The organism is Mesorhizobium sp. CNPSo 4671 (genome assembly GCF_057784245.1).
In genome coordinates, this window is record NZ_JBWLUW010000025.1 from 51,474 (window position 1) to 73,869 (window position 22,396).

General features: G+C 59.3%; 16 protein-coding genes and 6 pseudogenes. 6 read left to right on the plus strand and 16 right to left on the minus strand.

From position 1 onward, the window contains the following. The first annotated feature begins 462 nt into the window (after nt 1-462). Nucleotides 463-696: a hypothetical protein gene (locus tag AC04SF_RS35065; RefSeq protein WP_488481505.1), complete on the plus strand. Its 234-nt coding sequence runs from the start codon at nt 463-465 to the stop codon at nt 694-696. 320 nt (nt 697-1,016) lie between these two features. Here AC04SF_RS35065 and AC04SF_RS35070 read toward each other — a convergent pair whose 3' ends face one another. The 5 genes and pseudogenes from AC04SF_RS35070 to AC04SF_RS35090 all read right to left on the minus strand — a co-directional run bounded on the left by AC04SF_RS35070 (nt 1,017) and on the right by AC04SF_RS35090 (nt 7,631). Then, complete coding sequence (locus AC04SF_RS35070) at nt 1,017-1,859, minus strand: aspartyl/asparaginyl beta-hydroxylase domain-containing protein (RefSeq protein ID WP_488481506.1); 843 nt, start codon at nt 1,857-1,859, stop codon at nt 1,017-1,019. Between the two features lie 43 nt (nt 1,860-1,902). Next, on the minus strand, nt 1,903-4,551 hold the full coding sequence (locus tag AC04SF_RS35075) for an AMP-binding protein (protein ID WP_488481507.1): 2,649 nt from the start codon (nt 4,549-4,551) through the stop codon (nt 1,903-1,905). A 312-nt stretch (nt 4,552-4,863) separates the two neighbouring features. Beyond that, nucleotides 4,864-5,010, minus strand: a pseudogene (locus AC04SF_RS35080) (ATP-binding cassette domain-containing protein); the annotation flags it as partial. A 251-nt stretch (nt 5,011-5,261) separates the two neighbouring features. Next, nucleotides 5,262-5,915, minus strand: a complete 654-nt coding sequence (locus AC04SF_RS35085; RefSeq protein WP_488481508.1) for a hypothetical protein — start codon at nt 5,913-5,915, stop codon at nt 5,262-5,264. Between the two features lie 48 nt (nt 5,916-5,963). Next, on the minus strand, nt 5,964-7,631 hold the full coding sequence (locus AC04SF_RS35090; protein WP_488481509.1) for a DUF4403 family protein: 1,668 nt from the start codon (nt 7,629-7,631) through the stop codon (nt 5,964-5,966). Between the two features lie 637 nt (nt 7,632-8,268). On the opposite strand from AC04SF_RS35090, the gene AC04SF_RS35095 reads away from it, so the two are divergent. Beyond that, on the plus strand, nt 8,269-10,185 hold the full coding sequence (locus AC04SF_RS35095) for a DNA/RNA non-specific endonuclease (RefSeq protein WP_488481510.1): 1,917 nt from the start codon (nt 8,269-8,271) through the stop codon (nt 10,183-10,185). On the opposite strand, the pseudogene AC04SF_RS35100 reads toward AC04SF_RS35095, so the two are convergent. Both AC04SF_RS35100 and AC04SF_RS35105 read right to left on the minus strand, forming a co-directional pair. Continuing rightward, nucleotides 10,096-10,401, minus strand: a pseudogene (locus tag AC04SF_RS35100) (zincin-like metallopeptidase domain-containing protein); the annotation flags it as partial. The gene AC04SF_RS35095 and the pseudogene AC04SF_RS35100 sit on opposite strands and share 90 nt — an antisense overlap. A 201-nt stretch (nt 10,402-10,602) precedes the next feature. Next, entirely contained in the window at nt 10,603-10,926 is a 324-nt protein-coding gene (locus tag AC04SF_RS35105; protein ID WP_488481511.1) for a DUF1403 family protein, read from the minus strand. 531 nt (nt 10,927-11,457) lie between these two features. Between AC04SF_RS35105 and AC04SF_RS35110 the strand changes: the two are divergent. Continuing rightward, nucleotides 11,458-12,088, plus strand: a pseudogene (locus AC04SF_RS35110) (site-specific integrase); the annotation flags it as partial. 104 nt (nt 12,089-12,192) lie between these two features. Beyond that, nucleotides 12,193-12,471 carry a hypothetical protein gene (locus tag AC04SF_RS35115; protein ID WP_488481512.1) on the plus strand — a complete coding sequence of 93 codons (279 nt, stop codon included), beginning with the start codon at nt 12,193-12,195 and terminating at the stop codon, nt 12,469-12,471. A 10-nt stretch (nt 12,472-12,481) separates the two neighbouring features. Here AC04SF_RS35115 and AC04SF_RS35120 read toward each other — a convergent pair whose 3' ends face one another. The 3 genes and pseudogenes from AC04SF_RS35120 to AC04SF_RS35130 all read right to left on the minus strand — a co-directional run bounded on the left by AC04SF_RS35120 (nt 12,482) and on the right by AC04SF_RS35130 (nt 14,960). Then, nucleotides 12,482-12,817: a hypothetical protein gene (locus AC04SF_RS35120; RefSeq protein ID WP_488481513.1), complete on the minus strand. Its 336-nt coding sequence runs from the start codon at nt 12,815-12,817 to the stop codon at nt 12,482-12,484. Between the two features lie 283 nt (nt 12,818-13,100). Next, a pseudogene (locus tag AC04SF_RS35125) lies at nt 13,101-14,072 on the minus strand (aminotransferase class III-fold pyridoxal phosphate-dependent enzyme); the annotation flags it as partial. 198 nt (nt 14,073-14,270) lie between these two features. Beyond that, entirely contained in the window at nt 14,271-14,960 is a 690-nt protein-coding gene (locus AC04SF_RS35130) for an OmpW/AlkL family protein (RefSeq protein ID WP_488481524.1), read from the minus strand. Between the two features lie 1,396 nt (nt 14,961-16,356). On the opposite strand from AC04SF_RS35130, the pseudogene AC04SF_RS35135 reads away from it, so the two are divergent. Together AC04SF_RS35135 and AC04SF_RS35140 are read left to right on the plus strand one after the other, a co-directional pair. Further along, nucleotides 16,357-17,006: pseudogene (locus tag AC04SF_RS35135) on the plus strand (SAM-dependent methyltransferase). Between the two features lie 4 nt (nt 17,007-17,010). Continuing rightward, nucleotides 17,011-17,406, plus strand: coding sequence for an exopolysaccharide production repressor protein (locus AC04SF_RS35140; protein WP_488481514.1), 396 nt, complete (start codon nt 17,011-17,013; stop codon nt 17,404-17,406). A 971-nt stretch (nt 17,407-18,377) separates the two neighbouring features. Here the strand turns inward: AC04SF_RS35140 and AC04SF_RS35145 are convergent. The 6 genes and pseudogenes from AC04SF_RS35145 to AC04SF_RS35170 all read right to left on the minus strand — a co-directional run bounded on the left by AC04SF_RS35145 (nt 18,378) and on the right by AC04SF_RS35170 (nt 21,615). Continuing rightward, nucleotides 18,378-18,590 (minus strand): cold-shock protein, encoded by a 213-nt coding sequence (locus AC04SF_RS35145; RefSeq protein WP_488481525.1) that lies wholly within the window; start codon nt 18,588-18,590, stop codon nt 18,378-18,380. 239 nt (nt 18,591-18,829) lie between these two features. Then, a complete protein-coding gene (locus tag AC04SF_RS35150; RefSeq protein ID WP_488481515.1) occupies nt 18,830-19,105 on the minus strand; it encodes a hypothetical protein in 276 nt (91 codons plus the stop codon). 240 nt (nt 19,106-19,345) lie between these two features. Continuing rightward, nucleotides 19,346-19,777: a transposase gene (locus AC04SF_RS35155; protein WP_488481516.1), complete on the minus strand. Its 432-nt coding sequence runs from the start codon at nt 19,775-19,777 to the stop codon at nt 19,346-19,348. Nucleotides 19,778-19,802: 25 nt separating this feature from the next. Further along, a pseudogene (locus AC04SF_RS35160) lies at nt 19,803-20,339 on the minus strand (IS701 family transposase); the annotation flags it as partial. Between the two features lie 2 nt (nt 20,340-20,341). After that, entirely contained in the window at nt 20,342-20,620 is a 279-nt protein-coding gene (locus tag AC04SF_RS35165; protein ID WP_488481517.1) for a transposase, read from the minus strand. Between the two features lie 248 nt (nt 20,621-20,868). Then, nucleotides 20,869-21,615, minus strand: coding sequence for a hypothetical protein (locus tag AC04SF_RS35170; protein ID WP_488481518.1), 747 nt, complete (start codon nt 21,613-21,615; stop codon nt 20,869-20,871). Nucleotides 21,616-22,396 lie beyond the last annotated feature (781 nt).

Consider the following 22,396-nt stretch of genomic DNA (forward strand, 5'->3'; position numbering starts at 1 on the left):
GTCCGGTCCACAGTGGCAATCCCTGCCCTACAAGCAGCGGCCCGGGCCGGGAAGAGCGAGCCCGAAGAGCGTGGGCTCAACGGTTCTGCGGCGCAGCCCCACCAGGCGTCGCCAGTCGCCCCCCGAGGGCCCTAGCCTCGCGACATCACGGCGTCGATGGAATCTTTCTTCTGCGATACTATCCTGCTGAGGAGTGGCTCGCCGCTATACATCCGCCCGCCGTTTCGCAGTTCGGCATCGAGGTTCGAGCGACCGGTTCGGACACGATGCTTGTCGCGCCGGGCAAGCGCGAGCAGATGGTCGGAACTATTGACCTGCAAGACGCCCACGGCGAGAACCGTTGGCTGCGCGTCGGTCTTCGGGCCGGGCTACGCAAGTGAACTCTGGGCACGTCCTGGCGCCCGCTCTACCAAGAGCCCGACATCAGCAGAACGTCGCCACCGCCGCGCCGGGGAAAATTCAATGAACCGACGCCTGGCCGCCGTTCCAAGCATCGTTCCATTTGGGGCGACGCTGCTGGCGATCAAGGTGGTGGATACACATGGTTGCAATCGGGGCGGGATTTTGCCGCTTGGCTTGGCTGACGCCGAAGAACCGTTCGACGGCGGGCAAGAACCGGCTCGGCGTGACCACAAGGGCGGGGATGAAATGTTACGACGTGTGCTGGTGGCGGGCTCTACCGCAGTGATCGGTTAATGTGCGCCGGGGCGGCAAGCGGGCTTGGCCCGTGGTTGGAAGCGCTGATAGCGGCAGGCGGCCAAGCTCACGGCTGTGGGTAGGCGGCGATAACGCTCCTCCTCGATTCGGGTGGCGAAACCGCTCCGGCCGGCTCCAGGATAGACTTGTAATGCAGAGTCACGCCCAATCGCCTCCTCGGGTTTCCTGACAAAACACCAAATGATTCGTTCAGGGTCGCAAAGGCCATGCTTTTGAGAAGTGCGCATTATTGACGAATAGAATGCTTCTCTGGGGAAAACGAACCATTGGCCTAGGATGGGCTAACTCAATCACACCGATCAATATGTCATGACTTCGCCAGCAGCACGATCAATGAGATAAAATCGCTCGAGCGAGTTGGCCTTTTCTAGGAGTGCCGGGTCGCCACGACGTCGACAGATTTCCGTCAGCCAGCCATACATATCCTCGCAGTGAACTTTGTAGAAAAAGTGGAGCTTCGCCAGAATCGCGACGATCTCTCGATAATTGGCCTCGCTGATAACCTCAGAAAATCCCAGAACGGACTCGAGCGCTTCATTGGTCCACTCCTTGCGGGTATCGACAACAGCATTCCTTGCCGATGGCTGTTGGACATTGCGTGCAATTTCATCCACGAGACGAGTCCCCTCGATGTCGACCACAAGATGTAACCGTGGCGTTGATGAGAAACATCCCGCACTATGCGGCAGGCTTGCGTCAAGAAACCAGATTTCACCAAGTCCCATGTGGAATATACGATTCTCTTCTGTATTGGCACACCTCTCATTCGTATCTAGAACTAGGTGCACTCTGGCAAATTTCCCGTCTAGCTCCAAGTAATCGCGGTGAGGTATTATACATGCGTTTTCTGATATGCGGATGATCCGCGCGTAACGTATAGAGTCCCTATCAAAGTGATTTTCCAACAATTCATTGAGATAGGGTAACGATTGGCCCAGAGGTGTTGCCACCGCTGGGGTCTCGTGGACGACCACTCTCTGCTCCTCCTGCTGCCCCGACCGATTGCGGAGCATGCAAAATTCCCACCGCCCGCACGCGAAATCCGAATATTCGCTCGAGAACTTGGACTTTGCCAAGACGGCCAAATCGTCTGCCAGTCGCCTTTGGTCGAGCTGGACCACACCCAATATCCGCGTTGTCATTTTCTAGCCTCCGAATTAGCTCACTAACAAGTTAGACAGCTCTCTATGCGACTTCCTCTATGGGATATGCGCGTTTTGCTTCGTTCCTGCCTTCTTCCCTAAGGAAACCATATGGCTCCTTGCGCATGGCGCGGACCAATATGGACTCCATGTCTTTCACGTTGACGAGTCTTGCGTAGGTTCCACCCAGCGCGAAGTCACGCATGACACCCTTCAATTCATGATCGTCGCGAGCGACATCACGCGCAAGAAAACTATACTCGGGCCTACCCACGACATCGCGAACATAGATCGGTGATGAGGCGTTAAGCTGCCCCGTCCCGAAATCAACGATACCCTCGATATCGGTCGTCTTCATGTACGGCACATGCGCCAACAGTTCGCAGCGGTGCACATGGGTAGCAACCGATGTACCGAGACCCATGACAAAGCCTCCGAGCCGGCTGATCAATCCAAAAATCGAGTCGTCACCGAACGGACTGCATTTCCACCAATCGGCTTTGCATAATTCCTGCGTTCTCGGGCCGGTCACGACCATCGAATAAGCGGGATGTTTGGTGCGGCCAGCAGGAAGCTCTCGCATCACAATATCTGCCAAAACGCCCGCTTCGGACTTGCTCTCCGACCAATGAAAACGCTGCGTACTGCAGTAGCTCAAAGTGAACGCAGGGAGAATAACGGTAGACGACGCGGAGACGCGCTCTATCCCTTCAAGAAGAATGGTCGTTACCTCCTTGGCAGTCACATTCCTTAAAGCTACAAGGGATGAATGCAGTACAATCGTGCTGGGGGCCTGACTTTCAATGTATTCAACAATTTGCGCCAACTCGTCCCTAAATTCGGCACCCTGTCCGCTTTTGCCTGTGGTGCTCGCCTGAGAATCGCTGCGATCCACCGGTTGAATTCGCTTTGCCCACTCCCCCAGCGACAGGTCTTGCTCTTTATAGACGTCCTCGCCAAACATGAGGCCCGCTTCGGCCAACTTGAGTTGGATATCGAGGAAGTTCAGTGAATCTATGTCGCACTCCCGAGCTGTTAGGCTGGGGAATACCCATCTTCCCTTGGCGGCGTGTACCGCTTCCAGCAAGTGATCTAACGGCGACCCCGCCGAATGTTCCGTCTGAGGTGTGGGATGGTGCATGTTCGCCCTGAGCGCCTCTTTGGCAATTCTCTCAAGGGCCCGCTGGTCGAGTTTTCCATTGGCAGTGAAAGGAAGCCCGACAAGAGGGACAACGACCCTCGGAACACGATCATTCGGCAGGACATCCGACAGTCGCCGATGAACTTTCACCACGTCGGCGTCCGCGGGCGTCACCATGCAGACCAGATCTTGTCCGTTGTCGTCGTCTTTATCCACCACAACTACCGCCGAATCCGTGCACAGGCGCGTCTTATCAATGACGCTGGTAATCTCCCCTTTCTCCAGTCGGGTTCCTCGATACTTTATCTGATCGTCGTTTCTTCCGAGAAACCGCAATCCATTTTCTTCCGATGCCACGACATAGTCCCCAGTGCGGTACAGCACTTGTTTACCGTTAGCCGTCAAGAATGGCACGAAGCGAAGGTTCGACTGTGCTTCGTCCGCCACGTAGCGTTGGGACGTTTGCACGCCTCCCACCCAGAGTTCGCCATCGACTTCAAAGCCAACGTTGGAGTTGCTTTCGTCAAGGATATAGAAATCGACGTTGCATGCCGGTTTGCCGATGAACATGGGGAGCTCTACTTCGCCACGACGACAATAGTGGTAGCTAACGGCAACACAGCACTCGGTTGGACCGTAGCTGTTTACGAGCGTAGCGTTGGGAAGGATCGAGTAAAATCGCCGCCTAACCGAGTCCGGCAAGGATTCACCATTGCAGACCACATATTTGAGACTCGTGAACCGCTCCGCCACATAAGGGAGACGTTCAAGAGTTCCAAGGAAGCGTCGCAGCAGTGTTGGAACCATCTGAAGGATGTTCGTGCCGCTTTGAGCCAGGAACTCAATCGTCTGAATGATCTGTGCTTGCAGTTGCGTAGTCGGCAAGACAATTGTGCCCCCGGTCGCAAAGGGTACGAAGAACTCCGGGATTGAAACATCGAATGCTGGTCGCGTAAGTTGCGAAATGCTGGTGCCCTCTGAGAAATCGATCATGTCGATATACCAATCGACCAAATTCAGGAGAGCTGCCTGGGAGACCGGTACCCCTTTCGGGATCCCCGTGCTCCCGGAGGTGTGCATAATATAGGCTATGTCCGAGAACGCCGGATTAATGCCTCCGCGTGTCGGAAGACGCTCGAGGCGTATCGAACCCCTTGGATCCGAACTAGCGATCGCTTTGGCGTTCGTGTTGCGGATTATTTGGTCCAACCGGTGGTCGGAATCCGAGGGATCAACGGGCACGAAGGCAACGCCCAGCATTTGGGTAGCAAGAATGACCGTGACAAGATCAACAGATCGAGGGAGCTTGACAATAACCGCATCACCAGGGCGGATGCCGATGGCCTCGAAGCGCCCCATAAGATTGGACGCGGACATGCCCAACTCCCGATAGCTCACGTCGCCGCTCTCGTTCGTACGCACAGCCGTGTTGGACGCAAATTTCTCCAAAGTTTTGGCGATAACATCGCATATGTTGTCGTCGCCAAAACGTAACGGCCGGCGCCGACCGGACAGCGTCGGCATTAGAGTCTGCATCGTAGACATCTCCATTGCAGTTTTCCGTCAACCGGTCTGCGGTTTAGGTGAGACGCTTGGCGGTGAAGAGGCCCGGGCGGCAGGCGGCGGGAGCGTGGCCGATCTCATTTTGTCGAGCGTCGCGACTTGGGAGCTTCAACAATCGTGCCAACTGCGTCGAGAGAGCCTCAGAACAAATTATCCGCAAATCATTCAATGGCTTGAATGGTGTACAGCAGGACATCGGGTCTAGTGCTGTCGTGTCGCGACCTCGATGTACCCGACAGCAGTTGTCGGATTACCGACGTTTTCCGACCCTTTCGGTCAGGATTCCGCGACCAGGTACCCCTGCAGATCCAGCATCAGGTTGACGACTTGCGCCTTCACCGAAACATCGAGCGCCGAGACGGCCTCGTCTGCCACAATGAGCTGCGGCTCAAGCGCGAGCGCGCGCGCGATGCAGATGCGCTGGCGCTGGCCACCGGAGAACTCGTGCAGACGGCTCGGAGCGACCGATCAATGTTGACCTGCCGCGCTCGCGCGACCGAAGCGAAAGGGGCTGCCGCCGTGCGCAAGACAACCGCCGTTACTTCAAGGCTATGATGTGATTGGCGGGAGCGGTGCGCAGTGGCGGCAACTGCCTAATGCCGATGCCGTGCTCGCGCGTAGGTTGGGCGCGTCGCTTAGTAGCGGATGGCTTGTACCGAACGCCAGCAACTGACTGGCAGTCGCATTTCGCCTGACGCTTACCTGCCGCGGGCCGTTATCGGTGGGGCCTCATGCCGTTGGCCCCCCCCCGGCACGGCACGCCAGTGCAGCGCGAGCGCAATAATGCCCGCCAGGGTTAGCGCGCCAAAGATTGTTGGCTCAAGGCCCGGCAGCACGGCCGCATTACCGATACACGGATCGGCCAGTTCCTTGTGAAATTCAGTGCAGACACGAGCGGGATCGTTCAGCGTCCGCAGCTGCGACCAATCCCAAAGGCTGGCGCCTGGGTCCTTCTTGCCGTCGTTCAGCATTACCGTCGCGGACATAAACGTACACCAGAAATAGACCAGCGCGATCGCGGGCAGCACGGAGAAGACCACAACCATCACAGCTTGATATATACGACCCTCTCGCGAGCCCGTCTCGATTGCGTCGAAGCCGACAACCGGTATCCGCGCATGCCAGTGCGGGCCGCCGCGTAGGGCATAGACGCGTCCAACGAGTGAGGTTAGTGCGAGCAAAATCGAACATATCGGGATTGCGGTCATTACTGCAGGCACCCTCGCCTTCATGACCAGCTTTGCACCGAATATCTCTTCCCCGCCTTGCGCTACCACCCAAGAATTCAGGGCGTAGTAGAGAAGGAGCGCACCGACCACAAACCAAACCTTGCTAAGCTGCGATTGCGTCATTTGCACCTCTTGTTCGTATGGGTGGTCACGGCTCATATGGCAGGCGGGCTACTGACCTACTGAATCAGCTGATAGCGCGATATCGAAATTCATTTTGAGCCGGGCACTGGCAATCAGATTTTTTGGCCCGACGGTGATGTCGAGGAGTTCGATCGACGGAGTGTCAGCGGAAATCTTCAATCCCGGAACATTGGTATTGTGAACGGCCTTCAAAATCTCATCCGATGCGTCGTTGATCTGCTTGTTGAGATCAACTCGTGAATGAGCCTCTAAATCTGCGAGGATCTGGGTTTCGAACAGGGATTGTGCAGCCTTCCAGAATGCGTTGTCCAGGACGGTCGCGAAATGCAATTGGTTGATCGAGATCGCTGTTCCAGTTTTCTCGACGCGGGGTTGCCCTGAGAGGTAAACCCAGCCGGTCGTGTTCAAGAACTCTCCCGGCAGCTTTGCCTGTACCTTCAAGCCAACCACGACGGAGCCAGCGCTGGGATAGAGGTCAACATCTTCGACCTTCACATCGACGGCGCCTGCTGGCGTCTGCTGCTGGAAATCGCGACCCTTAAGGTTCTTTGACAACTCGTCCAACAGCAATCCATAGGGTGCGGTTGCTTGCAGCGTGATATCGGCCTGACTTCGATCGGCTGATGTTTTGCCCAATGGGGGCAGAGGCTGGGACTGCGTAGCAATTGGCTCTGCGGCAAGACTGGTCTTTGCCGCGACACGCACGGACATCTTCATGCCTTGCGCTTCACCGACCAGGCCCGAAAAGCTCGCCGCTGTGGGGACGATGTTGAGATAGACGGGCGTGCTGCCCGCCCGGTCAATCTTGATCGAAAAGGCGTGCCATTGGGCCTCCACCTTTGACCGAAGCGCATCACAGGGCAGAGCTTTGGCGATGGCATCCTGTATCTTGGCACGGTGGTCATTGATCTGGCCGTTCAACACGTCAGCCAGTCCCAGATTGATTGGCCCTGCGCAGACCTGGGGGTGCCCCAGGTTTCCAAGATCAAAGCCGAGGCAGTTTTTGGCCACGACTTCCACCGAAGCACTGCTCACCCATCTGCCGGTTGGGGTTCCCGAGAGTACGGGGCACCACTTATCGTTCATGTCGAGCTGCAGATCGATGCCGGGGACTAGCCGAGCCTCGAAGTTCTTTCCGGAAAGCGAAAGCAGTCTAGCGAGGTCGCCGCCGACGCCGGCCTGGCCGCTGACAAACAACGGCTGTTCGACGTGAACGCCACTGCCTGCCTGGGCCATGACAAGAGGGCCATCCGTTTTGATATCCGCATGCCAATGGTAGTCCGCGCATTGGTCCGTGGTGCCAATGCTCGGAGCGGTAATATCTGGCACTTCAGCGCAAACACGGACGCCGATCCAACGGCACTCAGTATGATGTCCCACATGTCCGGGATTGATATGAGGGATACCGACACATCCGATGTGACCATCTCCCTGCACTGGTACGGATTGGGGAATCTTCGACTGTGCTGCTTGCACAAGTGTCACATACGGGATTTCCGCCACCAGCGTGAGAACGCTGTCCGACACAGGTGCGGGAGGCACATCGGCAGTGCCACCATGGGGCGGGGCCTGGAAGAGATTTTTTTCGCAACCGGAAACGCCTAGCAAAATGAGAAGGACCGGAACGAACCGGCGGGCGGCGGCGGCAAAGTGAGCGACACACAACTTCGTGTCCGGTCTGGTAAGCGCTGTCATGGACATCTCCCCCAAGAATGCTCTGCACCCGTTGAAGCGGCGGCAGTGAAAGTCACCGCTTTGTGATCTCTACGTGATCGAATGACCTTCAGGTCCTCCTATGCGCAGGCAGGCCGAAGCTCCTGCCGCCAAAGACAACCGAACAAGCGATCCCGCCCTAGGAACTTCGTTGAGAACTCTATTCTTCACATTGACCTCACATTACTCCTTGTTGCATAGTGACGTAAGAGGAGGTTTGGATTTTTTTGGAAATGCATAGAGGAATGACGAACTGGAAAGGCCTGCGCTTTCAAATATGTTAGCCGTTTAAATATTTCGATCTTTAGCTATTCACTTGTCTGAAGATTAAATCGTTTAAATTCCAATCTATCGATCGCTCTCTTCAAATAGAATCTCATACACTGTCCCTGTTCCCCGGAGGAAGGACTCTACGATGGCCGCGACTAATTTGTTCGACGAACGGCGCCGCGCGGTAATGATTGCGGCGGCAAAACGGTGGAAAGCGCAGCCGCCAACGCCTGCGACGACGCAAGTGACGCCATCGGAACAGGCGCGCTACGACGCTCGCCGTTCGAGCTTTGATCAGGCGAGCGAACTGAAGGCATAAGGCCGTCTTCCGGTGTTCGTCGAGCGGAAGATGGGCCCTACCCTTGACTGGTACAGCTTGCCGCCAGACGATGCTGCCCGGGCCGCTGGCCAGCCGGTCGCGCGCATCGTGGCCAATGTCGATCCGAAGGTCGACCCGGTCGGGTTTGCGACCGGGTTCATGGTTTCGCCTAACGTTCTTCTGACCAACTGGCATGTGTTTCCGGATTCCGGCTCGGTACGAGGAACCGGCGCCAACTTTCTTCATGATGAGACGGCATCGGGTGTCGCCCGCGGCATCATTTTCGAGTTCGATCCTGATGCGCTTTTCTTCTCGGCGGAGGATCTCGATTTCGCGCTCGTAGCGGTGAAGCCGAAGTCGATCACAGGAGAGCTTCTCTCCTCTGTCAACTTCCTGACGATCAATGGGTCGCGGTCAAAGATCCTGCCCGGAATGCCGATCCGGATGATCGAATATCCTGACGGCGGCCCAAAACGCTATGCAATGCAGAATTGCCGGCTGCTTGAGCTGCGGGACGACGGTTTCCTCCGGTACGAGACCGACACCGAGGAAGGATCATCGGGCTCGGCGTGCTATTCGGAAATGTGGGAGGTCGTCGGGCTGCACCACGCCTCCATTCCAAAAATGCGGGGCAATACAATTCTCAACAAAGACGGTTCGGCATGGTCACCTGGCCAGCCGGATGACGGGATAGACTGGATCGCGAATGAGGGTGTGCGCATAAGTGCGTTGGTCAAGGCCTTCGGCGGGCTTGTACCGACCACGCCTGCCTCCAAGCATCTTTTGGACGAATTGCTGGCCAACACGACCGATCCTACCGATGAGGTCGCGAAGCTGGCGACGCCTCGCGCGCCAGAAGCGCTTAGTCCTCTGCTATCTGATCCCTCCAAAATTTTCGCAAACACGAAAGGAAATGTGATGGGCGGCGTTACCATGAATTTTTCCGGACCAGTGACGATTTTCGTTGGTAGCGGTGTGCCGGTATCTCAGCTTCCACAGGCGACAGCCGCGGTCGCGGCAGACGAGGCGCTCGAGAAAGCACTGCGCTTCGACCCCAATTACGACGATCGAGAAGGCTACAACCCTGACTTCCTCGAAAACGATATCACCGTGCCGCTGCCTCGCATTTCGCAGGGGCGGGACCAGGAGATGTATGAGGAAAATGGCCAGATCGTCGTGCTCAAATACCATCACTTCAGCCTGGCCATGAACGCTTCCCGACGCATGCAGATGTGGTCGGCGGTCAATGTCGACTACGATGCATCGAAAAGGACCTCCAGCGGCCGCGCCTTCTTCGGTCAGGATCGTTGGGTGTTTGACCCGCGAATTCCGCAGCAATTCCAATTGGGCGATCCCGACATCTACGCGCCCGCCAAACAGATCGACCGGGGCCATATCGTGCGCAGGGAAGACAATGCCTGGGGTGATACGCCGACGGAAATCGAGTTTGCCAATTCCGACACGTTTCATTTCTCAAATTGCACGCCGCAACATGCGGCCTTCAACCGCTCCCAACCGGAAAAGCAATGGCCAGGAGTTCAAGGCTTGTGGGGCGGTTTCGAAAACCACATTCAACGCGACTTGCAATCCGGTGACACGCGCGCCTGCATCATCGCGGGACCGATCTTGGACGCGAACGATCCGTCTGAGGATTTTGGGACCGGCGTCGTGCAGTATCCTCTTGTCTTTTGGAAAGTGGTTGCGGTCTCGACGCGCGATACCAACGGGCGCCGGTCACTACGCACCTACGGCTTCAGGCTTTCCCAAAAGGATGTAGTCGACCGGTTCGGCGTGGAATTCGCGCCCGGCGAGTATGCGCGCTATCAAGTCGCGCTGTCAGCCATGATGAGGCCGGCGTTATCTTTGACGATGTCCTCCTGCGCGCCGATACCCACGCCGAGGCGTAACGTGACACTCGGCGTGCAGCGATGGCCAGCTGTCGCATAAGTATCGCTTCGGTTCGAAGGCCGCCGCTCCCGCGGCGGCGGCTTCGGAGACGCTGAAGCGCGACAGGTAGTCCGCGGCCCGTTGCGTGTGCGCGGCGGCGGCGAAGATCGCGCGCTTGTCGTCCTTCAGCACGGACAGCCGGTGGCCGATATAGGCGGCGTGATCGTCGCGATCCTCGAGGCGCAGCCCCAGGTCGGCATAGGAACGCGACGCCCAGCACGGCGACCAGCTCCTGCGGGAATAGCCGTCATCTCCGAACCGCTTGCCGCCGAGATCACGTCAAGGGGCCCGGCCCGGATACACGTGCGTGGAAGGTCGAGCCGCTCGGCGGCCGCGAAGAAGCCGATCAGCATTCCGACGGCGCCTTCGCTCGCCGCAAGCTGTCGAAGCTCGTCTGCCAGGTCGTTCGCAGTCTCGTCATCCCGAGCGAGACAGGGCTTCAAGCAGCCGGGCTGTGCTCGTCTCAGTCAGCAGCTCCTCGGCGGGCCGTGCCGCCAGCCGGCGCCAGGCCGACAGCATCTTCCCCGCCGGGCCGACGTCGTCCCCGGGACGCGTGAGCAGGACGGCATCGCGCAGAGCGGCTTCGTCCTCACCCGCCCCGCCTGTCTGGTCGTCACTGCGGCCGCGCCGAGCGCCAACCGCTGCCGCCACGCGCCGGCCCGCCGCTCCTGTCCGGCGGACCACCGCGTCGAGCGCCCCGATGGCGGCGCCCGCCGGCGATCGCGATGTCTTCAAGCGCATTTGGACCCAAGCCCTTCAGCGGCAGGGCTTTGCGCGATAGGAACGGCGCGACGCAGCTAGCGCGGCAGCGCGACTGCCGGGACGGACACGGTGGCTCCGAGGGTCGGCGCCTGGTGGCGCGGAGAGGATTTTGGGGCGCAGAATCATCGCGAGCAGGATGAATCCCTGCGGCGGTTTTGGCAACAAACACAGGGACAAACCGCCGCGCCTGTCGGTGTTGTTTTATGTCCGGTAAGCTTGCCTTATCGGACGAATGCGATAGCCTGCTCCCCATCGAAACCCGCGAAAATCGACCTCCCGCTCGCAGACCACCTCGATGGTGAGCTGCCGGACATCGTCGACCTGGTCCTGGCAATGGGCGCCGTCGCGCCTGGAAGCCCTGGTCGAGACCGCCACAGGCTACGCCAATTCCGAAAACACGCGAGACGCCAGGGCCTGTCGGTGTCGGCGATCACTAAGGAGAGCGGGATCGACCGCAAGACGGTGCGCAAATACATTGAGCGCAGGCTCGAGGCTCCGGCCTACGGACCGCGCAAGCCGCGGCAGAAGGAAGCCGTGCTTGGCGACGACATCAAGGCCATGGTCAACACGCTTGGCCGTGATCTGCGGGGCTTGCGCGACCGGGCGATCTTACTGCTCGGCTTTGCCGGCGGCCTACGGCGCTCCGAGATCGTCGTCCGGACGTCGTGCGCGATGGCCAGGGCTGGATCGAGAAATTTCCGGTCAAGGGCGCGTCGGTGACGCTGCGCGGCAAGACGGGCTGGCGCGAGGTCGAGGTCGGCCGCGGCGCTTCCGATCAGACCTGGCCGCTCGCCGCCCTTGAGAGCCTGATCCGCTTCGGCCGCATCGCGCGTGGCCGCTCTTCCGCCGCATCTTCAAGGACAACAACACCGTCGACGTCGAACGGCTCTGCGACAAGCATGTCGCCCGCCTGGTCAAGCAGACCGCGCTCGCCGCCGGCGTCCGCTCCGATCTTCCGTAAGGGAAACGGGCGCTGCTGTTCTCAGGTCACTCGCTGCGCGCCGGCCTCCGCCTCCTGGGCCGACATCGAGGACGTTACGTCCAGCAGCAGCTTGGCCATGCCTCGGCCGAGACGACCCGCAAATATCAACGGAGGCGCGATCGATTCCGCACCAACCTCACCATGGCGACGGGGCTCTGAGAAAGCCCCTACCCCCAAATGAAGCCGCAACGGCACGGTCGGAGATTGCAAGATCTTTACCTTAGCGTTTCAATTGAAATCGGGAAGTAAAAGCGACACGCTCCATGCGCAAATCCGTGACGGTGACAATCTGGCGAAGGCGCCGCGACTATCCGAACTCGATCATGCCGGCGAAGAGCATGTACGTGGCGACGGCAATTCCGCTCGCCCGCTTTGGCGCGGTCGGCGGCTGGCCAGCGCGAGGCGGCTGCTTTCCCAAACACGAGGATCTTGAGGCGCCGCTGCCCGTCCAGCAGAACCGGAAACGCGTCACGAATCATGGTCGGTCCGGTCGACGGCAACAGGCGAACGCAGCCGTTTACGCCATCGCCTCGCAGCAATAGATAATGGGCTTCAGAGCATCGAAGCGATCGGTCTCGTACCGTTGGTCCGCACGTCCCAGTCGAGCCGCTCCTGGAAGACGCGATGCCGCAGACGGTGCATGGCATGCAGGTGATCGGTGAAATCGTCGTACCGTTCGGGTGCAATCAGAAGCAGGATCATGTGGACCTCGTCGAGAAGAATGACCCTGCCATTGGAGAGGTCTAAACAGGCTGTGAAGTCATACAGGTAGAAATCGGTTTGGCGGCGCTTGGGAAGCATAACGGCGCGGACGGCCGGCTTTCTCGGTTCATCCACGCTTTCAGACAGCCGCTCCAGGAATGTCTCGAAAACTTCCTGCATTTCCAAATTTCGCCCTGGCTCCCCTTCCGACATCGCGTCGATTGGAATGAGACAAACACGCCGGCATGGCGACGCCGACACAAGGCGCCCTGCCGGTTGGGAGGAAACCGGCAGGGCGTGCGCGGAAAGAGAGCGATCCAGGGAGATCCGCACCGCCGCGGCAGAGCTGCGAAAAAACGTTAGTCGCCGACCCTCACCTGTCGGCCGGAAATCGACGCCGGTATCTATTGAGCCTAGGGCTTTGCTCTCGTGGTCTTCGCCATTGCTGGCGTGACGGCTACCGCCAGGATCATATTGCGCCCTCAGTTTTGAGCGCTCGGTAGGTAGTTTCGATCGATTTCGCCGTCGCGTCGACGATGATGTCCGCCTCTTCCCTGGTGATGATGAGAGGTGGCGCGTATCCAAGGATATCCGCATGCGGCATAGCACGGCCGCTAACACCATTCTCGAGCAGGGCAGCAGCGGCCCGCACGCCGACCTGAAGTTCGGGCTCGAACGGCACGCGCGCCTTGGGATCTCGCATCAACTCCACGGCGGACAGAATTCCAACTCCGCGAACTTCGCCGACAATAGGATGTCCCTCCAGTTCCGCTTTCATGCGCGAAAGCCAGTAGGGGCCGACATCCTGGACATGCTCCAAGATGTTTCTTTGCTTAAGCACCTGAATGTTGGCAAGGGCGGCCGCCGCGCAGAGCGTGTGTCCAGAATATGTCCAGCCATGGCCCAGCGGACCGTGCTTTTCCGTTCCTTCTTCCAAAACCGACCAGACACGATCGCCGATGATCGAACCGAAGATGGGCAGGTAGGCTGAACTCACACCCTTGGCGATCGTCACGAAGTCCGGCCGCATGCCATAGAGGTGAGAGCCGAATTTCTCGCCTGTCCGCGCGAAGCCGCAGACGACCTCATCCGCGATAAGCAAGATGTCATATTTGTCGAGCACCGCTTGAATAGCGGCCCAATACCCCTTAGGAGGCGGAACGATGCCGCCAGTTCCGAGTACCGGCTCCCCAATGAAGGCCGCAACCGTCTCAGGGCCCTCGGCGAGGACCAAGGCTTCGAGGTCATCGGCACAGCGCTTGGAGAACGCTTCCTCGCTTTCGCCGTCCCGGGCTTGGCGATAGTGGTGCGGCGTTGTCGTATGACGCACCAGATTGAGCGGAAGGTCGAAAAATTGATGAAAGAACGGAAGGCCAGTCAGGCTGCCGGTTACGAGCCCGGAGCCGTGATAGCCGCGATTTCGAGAGATAATCTTCTGACGTTAGATTCATAAGCCGTGAAAACATCGGTATTCATCGTAGGGCTTTGCACTTGGTGCCTCATTGAAAAGGTTGCATATAGGCTCGTTTGCTGGCGACATGTCCCCACGCCAGAGCGCCAGAATGTCAGCGTCGCAGCTCCATCATCGGGGTGTTTTCACCTGTCCGAAAACGGTGCCGAAGATTCACATGGCGACCCATTAGAAGCGGTATGTGAGGCCCGCACCAATTAGCCACGGATCAAGCTTGGCCTTGCCCTTCAGATCGGTGCCAGCCACTTTGACGGTAAAATCTGGTTCCAGGAAAAGCTTCTTGACGTCGAAGTTGACCCCCCAGTGCGGGTCCAGCATGTAATCGAAGCCGACCTGCAGCGCGGCGCCAAAGGTGTTCTTCACATAAAGAGCATCGGCGCTGCCGACACTCTGATTGTAGAAGACGGTGTAGTTCAGGCCGGCCCCAACATAGGGTCGGAAGGTCCCGAACTCGGTAATATGATACTGCAGCGTGAGTGTGGGTGGCAGCACCCAGACTTTGCCGACGTTCCCCAGCGCGCCGATCGCTCCGGCGCCGTCGACCTTGGCGGAGGTGGTGGCGAGTATGAGTTCGGCAGCGATGTTTTCTGTGAAGAAATAGGAGATGTCGAATTCCGGGGTTATGGTGTCTGAATAGGAGAGATTGGAACCGGCAATCATGCCGACGTAACCTGAATCGTTGGTCTTCACTCCCAACGCGCGGACGCGGATCTGCCATGGACTCGGCGTCTCAACCGGCCCTTGGTCCTTTGCGATGTAAGGTTGCACAGGGTCTGCCGCCAAGGCCTGCTGGCTCATTGCCATAAGGACGATGAACGCTGTAGCGACCTGCGCCGCAGCCATCCGCACTTTTGTCATCATGTTCTCTCCTGATGTCTGACACCGCCGTAGCTTCGTCATTTGCGCGCGCGACGATTGTTCATCAGCGCTCTCCGGAAGCTTCGCCAGCAGCGTCGCATTTGTCGTGCCAACCGCAAGAAGATTGAAAAACAGCACCATTCGCTTCCGACGTGCTCGTTGCGGAGCTGATACTGTCGTGTTTCGAGCTGAGACTGTCGTGTTGCCCACAATCTGACTAACGACCGCGAGCGCGCGAGAGCTGTCCCTGCCCCATTTTGCCAGAGGATGGGTGCGATCCGCATCCTCGCGTTGCCTTGCGGGCGAAACTCCGGCCGTCGACATGGCCGGCCGCCGCACCGCAGAGCATGCATGACGATTGGTCATTGCTAAAGGGCGAAGACTTGAGCGGCATCGAACCGGTCGTCTGCGAGCGGGGTGCGAGTGCCGTCGCCGGTGTCCTCATGGAGATGGCTTGGCGGCACTCGTCAGCATCGCCTGCATCTGCTGAAGCACAGGCGAATACGATTGCGCGCGGCAAGTGCTGAGATGGCGCTGGTAAAGCGCCGACTTGCCGGCCCGAGGCCCTGCGCGATTTGACCACCGGGAAACAATGGCCGCAGAACTGAGGCCGACAAAGCCGCGGGCAAGAAGCTGAACAAGTCGTCACTCGGGATACTGCTGTGGTGAGGTCCCGAGCCGTACTCGTTCGTCGACAGACGCGGTCCGCTATGAAGATATCTAGGCGCGCATGACTCGGACCAGGCTTTGTCGCGAATTGGCCCAGAAGGTTCAATCTGGAGTACGTGAGGGACATGGCGGCACAAGGTTTGCAGGAGCTGCGCATCGGAGCGATCCGCAAGTTTGCGGGTCACGGAGGCTCCACGATGCCGCAACCGTCGGAGAGCGGGCCTCATGGCATAGCTCGGCTTTAGCGACCGTTGGGCCACGGAAGCCGAAATCTCATGATTCCGAAGTGGGATGGCTACGTGGCCTTGCGTGAACTCCCCGAAATGCTCGCTCAAACGAGATAATGCCCATCGCGAGCTGGTCATCCAAGTCCGCTCAGACATCTACCGCTTCGATGTGTTGCATCCAAACAATCCATTGTTCCGATCGACAGTTATAAATTAGGGACGGCTACAATTATCTGCTGATCAATCGATGGCAAGCGAAAGAGCGTACCCCGTGCTTCAGGAAGTGGCCGTAGGAGATCTGTTCGTGCGCTCTGAGGCGCGATGGATTAGGACGTCTGGGCGGCAGGGCAGATCTCGCTCCTCTTCCTCTCGCCATTGGACAATGCGCACTCCGCTTCCGGTTCGCACTGCCCGACAAAACCCCTGGCTCGCAGGCCATCTTTTGGCCATCCAGCCTCTTCCTCCCCGCAAAAGACAATCTGGAGAACAAGTCTCTGAGAATGGCGAAGGGCTCATCATTGTCGCACGACGATCATCAACTCTTGTGTTTGGAATTGCCAGAAAGCAATCCCTGGCAGATCAACGCCAGCGCCTTCGAGCGCCAATGCCACCAGGCAGTTGTTGCGGGTAGCATCTTGCGAAGGTCCCCTAGCGCTCGGCTTCAGGCCGGGTGGGGGACCAAGGCTTTAACGGAGCAGCTGGCGACGCATTGCGAATGGCTCACGGTCATGGACGTGAGCCGCAAATGCTTTCCCTGACGCGCCTGCGCGTGCAGGATTTTTCGCGCATCGGTCGGGTGGTCTACGACGACCAACGCAGCTCAGGCAGGGAGTTGTTCGACCTCATCGTCCTGGGCGACGTGCTTTGCCATGTCCCGTGCAGAGCGGAACTGCGAACAGCGATCGAAAATCTGGTTCGCGTGTTTGCTCCGGACGGTCATCTGGTTTCCGGATCGCGGCGCGATTCAAAGCGCCCACACCGGGGCCGTTTCGCCAATGCCGAGCCCGCGACAGCCACGTTGAACCCGAAGCTGTCTCAGCTGCTGCGCCTGCGATGTCAGGGCAATGCCCCCAGCTGGGACTATTTGTTCGTACTCTTTAAACACGCCGCTGAACCGGCCGAGGGTTCGGCAAGCGAAAGACGGGATTGAGCAAATGGCAGCAGCCCGGTTTGTTAGCGGCATGGTCGGCACGTTGGCCGTTTTTGCCATCGCGACGTATTGCCTGACCGGCTCGTTCATCGCCGTGTTTGTGCAAGCCGGTCTGTGCTTTTTGCTCATGCAGGTCGCATATTCGTTGGCAGTGCTTTATCTCGTCTGGAAACAGGGCCTGGGGCCGGCAGTCGCACTAGATCCAAGCATGCCTTTGCAACAGCTGGACACAAGCCTAAGCCAGCGTTGCAGCCTTACCTGCGCCGAGTTTCGCACCGAGCGTCAACATGGAGGCGAGCCAAGCTCTTGCGCCGAGCCTACGCAAGACAACACTGTCGCCACAGTCGAATCAGAAGACTCGCATGCGATCATGATGTCCGCCGCATCCACTTCGATCTGAGCGAGAGGCCGGTTTGCATCTTCCATGCAGGCCTGTCGAGGCAGGCTTAGACTGAGACGACCGCCCGGCCATTCGTCGGGGGCCCAGCCTCGGGACATTACACCACCAGGTTGCTGGCGCGAGTTTGGAAGCGGCATTGGCAGCTAAGCATCATGAGCAGAACCAATGATGCCGGGAAATGAGAGCGCTCGCGCTTGGAGTGCCAGCGTACCCAGCAAGCCGCTTTGTTCGTGAGCTGGTGCCGCAGCGTGGCATGTCCATTTCCTTGATTGCCGTCCCCGACGGATCATTTCGCTTATCGCGGCTTGAGCCTTGAACGAGGCCAAGGTCCATGGCTCCGGCCTCGGCGTTACGCCTAGAGCACGGGGCTGATCAATAGCGGTGCCTAATAACGGTCGCGGTGGCGACGTACTTGCGCCAGCAGTTGCCAGGCGTCGACCTCAAGCACTGATCGTGTGGCGATACAGGAGGTGCTCGACGCCGAGATGGACGAGGCGTGCGCTTCGAAGACCGGGCGCAAACCTAAGCGGCTCGGCTAAACTCAGGCTCTTACGGCTGCTCCCTTGTCGCCCGAGTGGGCAAGCTTGAGCTGTCGGTTTCCGAGGGGAGCAAACCTTCTCCCCAGCTGGCGAGGCACTGCGAGAAACACCGATATCGGTAGATCCTTTGTCTGGACTTTGCCCTTCTCGACAGCGCGCGAAACGGCGCGTTTCCTCAATGTCGGGTGAGGACCGCCCGGTCGCGATCACACTTCTTCTCCGAGGGCTGGCTTTGAGAGGGATCGGCAAAATGTAGTTCGCGCTTTCGTTCAGCCTGGGACAAGCTCGGCTTCACTCGCAAACATCCTTGGCTCACAATAATTCGCGGCGGCTGGCAACAATCTGCTACCCCGGTCTGCGGTCGAGCCCGTGTCTCGTTCGCATCCGGGGTGTGGCGCGTCCGGCAGGTTCCTGCCGGCCGCTGGAGAGGAGTCACCCAACTTTGCTGAGGTTGCCAGCGGAGGACTTGCCGGTGCGACGGTCCTGTTCGATCTCATAATTGATCTTCTGGCCGTCGGTGAGGGTCGAAAGTCCCGCGCGTTCGACGGCGGAAATGTGGACGAAAACATCCTGACCGCCATTGTCGGGCTGGATAAATCCAAACCCCTTGGTGCTGTTGAACCACTTCACTGTTCCAGTCGCCATATGCGTATTCCTTTGTAACAATTGCAACATTGACAGGCCATAGGTCAGGCCGACTTGATACCAATACTTCGGTGTTAGACTAGGCAAAAGCGAAAAATTGCCGCGTCCGGCTTGAATCGGCACATCGTTGACGCGCCCCATAAGTGGCGGAATAGGCGCTGGCGGCGGGGTGTTGGTCTGTATGGGTTTTCCGGTTCAGGCGAGGTGAAGTCCGACGCGGGAGGCGCAGGGCACCCACGCTAGTTCAGGTAGATGAAGTGCTGCGCGTGGTTCTTTTGGGTGACATAGGCCAAACCCGCGAGTTTGGTGGGGGTGTCGTAATATACGATTATGTTGCGGGGGGTCTCGCCGCAGATCGCGCTCGCGGCGGCGGAGGCAGAGGTGAAAGATTGGCCAGTGATCACCATAGCGTGCTCGCCTTCGCAGCCGAAGCCGCACAGTTGTAGACGCCGGGAGCCAGGTTGTTTGCTACCATTGTTGACGAAGTCGAAGTTGAAACTGACCTTGCGCAGCATCGAAGGCGAGAGGCTTCGGATCGAAATCCTGGATACCGGTCATGTCCGTCGGCAATGCCCTCAGGTCGCCGGGAATTCGTTAGCTGGCGCAGGCGTTGGATTATGGGACGGGAGCACGAAAGTGTAATTGTCTTCGTCGCCGACCAGCAGTCCCTGCCGTCACCCACGTGGAGGACATTGTTGCCGAGCCGCCGTGGAGCGTGTCATTGTCCCACGATGATACGTGTCGTTGACCTAGCACTACTTTGGCAGTTTTTTAGCGGAGAGGGTTCTGTGGCAGGGGGGACAACGGATTGGGGGCGGCTGCGCGAGCGCGGTGAGGATGGCTTGCCTGACGGCGGGTAGGCTCGGTTGAGGCGGCGGGCCGAGGATGCTTTTTCCCCCTCCCGCTTGTTTGAGGCGGCGAGATTGCAGGAAGGCGTAGGCGATCATCGTCATCAGCGCGTGGCGGTGCAGGCCCGTCCATGAGCGCCCCTCGAAGTGGTCGAGGCCAAGTTCCTCCTTGAGCTGCTGATGCGCCTGTTCGCAGACCCAGCGCGCCTTGATGGCGCCTGCGATCTGCTCGAGCGGGGTGTCGGCGGGCAAGTTGGAGAGGTAGTATTTGAGCTCGCCGGTCGAGCGGTGCTCGCCGATCACCCAGACCTCCTCGCCGGGCAGATGTTGAGCGCCCATGTCGCGGATGCGCTGGGGTGGCCATCCGCAACCCGGACACGGACAGCGGCGAAGCGCGCCGAGAGGCCGCCTGCGCGGTCATCGACTTCACATCGGGGATATGCCGGCGGCGCGGGCGGCCGCGTCCGGCAACGGGGAAGATCATCGCCACGTCGGCGGCATAGACCTTCTGCTTGAACGGGATGCCGACCGCCCAGGCGAGACCGCGCTCGGTGAGTGCCTGCCGGAAGGGCGCGCTCAAGCCATATCCGGCATCGGCGAGCACGCAGCCAAAGCGTAAGCCGGCTGCACGAGCCCGGTCGATCTCGGCCAGCGCGATTTCGGGCTTGGTCCTGTAAGCACGATGGTCCTCTGGCACACCGGCACGGTCGAGCCGGGCGGGATCGGAAGTCCAGCTTTCGGGCAGAAACAGCCGCAACCCCAGCATGAGCGGCACTTCGCCAGAGGCCAGCGTCAGCGACACTAGCGTCTGGCAGTTGGCGTTCTTGCCAAGCGCCGAGGCATATTGCGGCGCGACGCCGACCGAGTGGCGCCCCTTCTTGGGGAGCGCGGTGTCGTCCACGATCAGTCACGCATCGTTCCCGCCAACTTGTCTGTCAGCCTCCGCCAGCAGCCCTTCTCCAGCGGCGCAGCATCCCACACGCCGCTCGCGATGAAGTGGTGCAGCTGGTCATAGTTGACGCCTGCGTCGCGCGCCGCCATCGGTTGGACGCTCTTGCGATCCCCAAGGCCAATCAGCCCAGCAATATAGGCCGGACACATCCGCGTACGCGTCTTGTGCCGCAACGCCGAGACGAACGGCTCAAGCCACCGCTCCAGATCGAGTTGCCAATCCCTGTTCATGGTCGGCCCCTCCAACAGCCGACCTCTCATGAATCAAGCAAAACCGCTCTTGGGAATCCTCAAAACGCTCCCAGAACTAAAAAACTGCCAAAGTAGTGCAAGGCTCCGTCGACGTAGTCATGGCCCGCGCCGCCGAAGGCTGGGTCACTGCCCACAGCATAGATTTGATCGTTATCGTCGCTGCCGAAATGGTTTCGGCGCCTGGGCCGCGCCGGATATTTCCATCACAAACACTCCTTGCGATGCAGCTACCGCACCCTGCCGTCTTGCTGTTCTGATTCGGATAAGTGGCAACCAGCCCGCAAGTGAAAATTCGTGAATTTCAAGCGGCGGCCGAAGGCCAGAACTTCGGCTGTGTAGGTCTCCACCACTAGGCTGAAGGGCTGGTTCGCCCCGCTATAGAGGATGGCCCGGTGCCGAAGCACCTCGTGGGGAATGGCCAGCACGCCCTCCCCTTCCGCCGGCAGCGGCGCCTCCATCTCCCATCCCTTGGGCAGCGGCGACCATAGCAGCTCGGCGCTAATGGTCTGTCGGCGAAAGTGCAGCGGCTGGACCACCTTGCCGAAGGGCTGTTCAGTGGTGTCGAGTATCTGGTTCATCTGCGGTGTGAGCCGCGACGGGACGTACCAGTTATCGGCTTCGGAGAGCACTACCGCGCCACAGGCGAGCTGCACATGGCGGTACCGAACCGGTTCGTCGGCGCTAATGCCCAATGCCTCACGGCCATTTTCCGGCAGCAGTTTGTCATCGCTCTTAACGCGACGGGCGACGATCTTCGCTTCCGGCGCCAGCCCGTGGTCACCACACCATCGTTCCAGCGTGAGCGTGGCGCTGGGATGGCTGAGCAGGTCAGCGTTGAGGGTTTCCAAAAGGGCCAGCGCCTCGGTGCGCGAGGCCGTGTCGTTGGTAAAGGGGCCGCGGGCCTCGCAGGGTGACGAAACCGTCACCATAAGGGCGAGGGAGGCCGCTGCTGCGATGAAATTTCGAGTACCCATGCTAGGAAATCCTTTGCGTTGCGTCACGAGGCGAGGGCTGCAGGAACGCAGCCCGCGGATGGAAAACATGGCGGCAGCCGCGACAGCGAAACGTATCGTGGGCGCGACCGCAGATCGTTCGATGTATCCCGATACCGGTCGGCAACCACCTGTTCAGGCTCGGTAGGCTTGCATGCATCTTGCCTGCCCTTCGCGCCAACACCGCCGTGTAGGGAACGCCCTCGACGGTGAGATTTGTCTGCGGCCGTGGATACGCTGGGCACTACGTTCTGCCACTCCATTCCGCGCATGAGCTCCACGGACGTCCGTCGGTCGCCGCGATTCCAGTTCCGGGGCGTATGCTGGTGGATCCGGCTGACCCAACAACGATCCCCAAGGCGCTTGCTTGAAGGGGGATGCGGCTGGGTTGATTGACGGTTGACGCTGGCGAATGAGCGGGTGAACCAGGCCCCGCCGAAAGTTCGCCGTATTCCAACTATCGGCCGACAACTGCGCCCTCTGATCCACCCCTGCCCAAAGTCCCTTGGCATTGTGCGGCGCAGCGGCGGGTTGTTCCGCGTCATGCAATCGCAAAATCTCGTCTTGATCGAAACTCGATTTTGGCGACGCAGCCGGCTGATACACTGGCTGGCCAGAGTTGGCTCTGTTGGCTCGCCAAGTACCCTGCGCCTGGCTCTGACGCCAGCGCTCAAGCATGCTCAACCGCTTTTTGGTCCCCTCTTGCCCGGGAAGAGCTTTCGAGCAAAGTCGCGGAGCAATCGGACTGAATGGATTGAAGTGA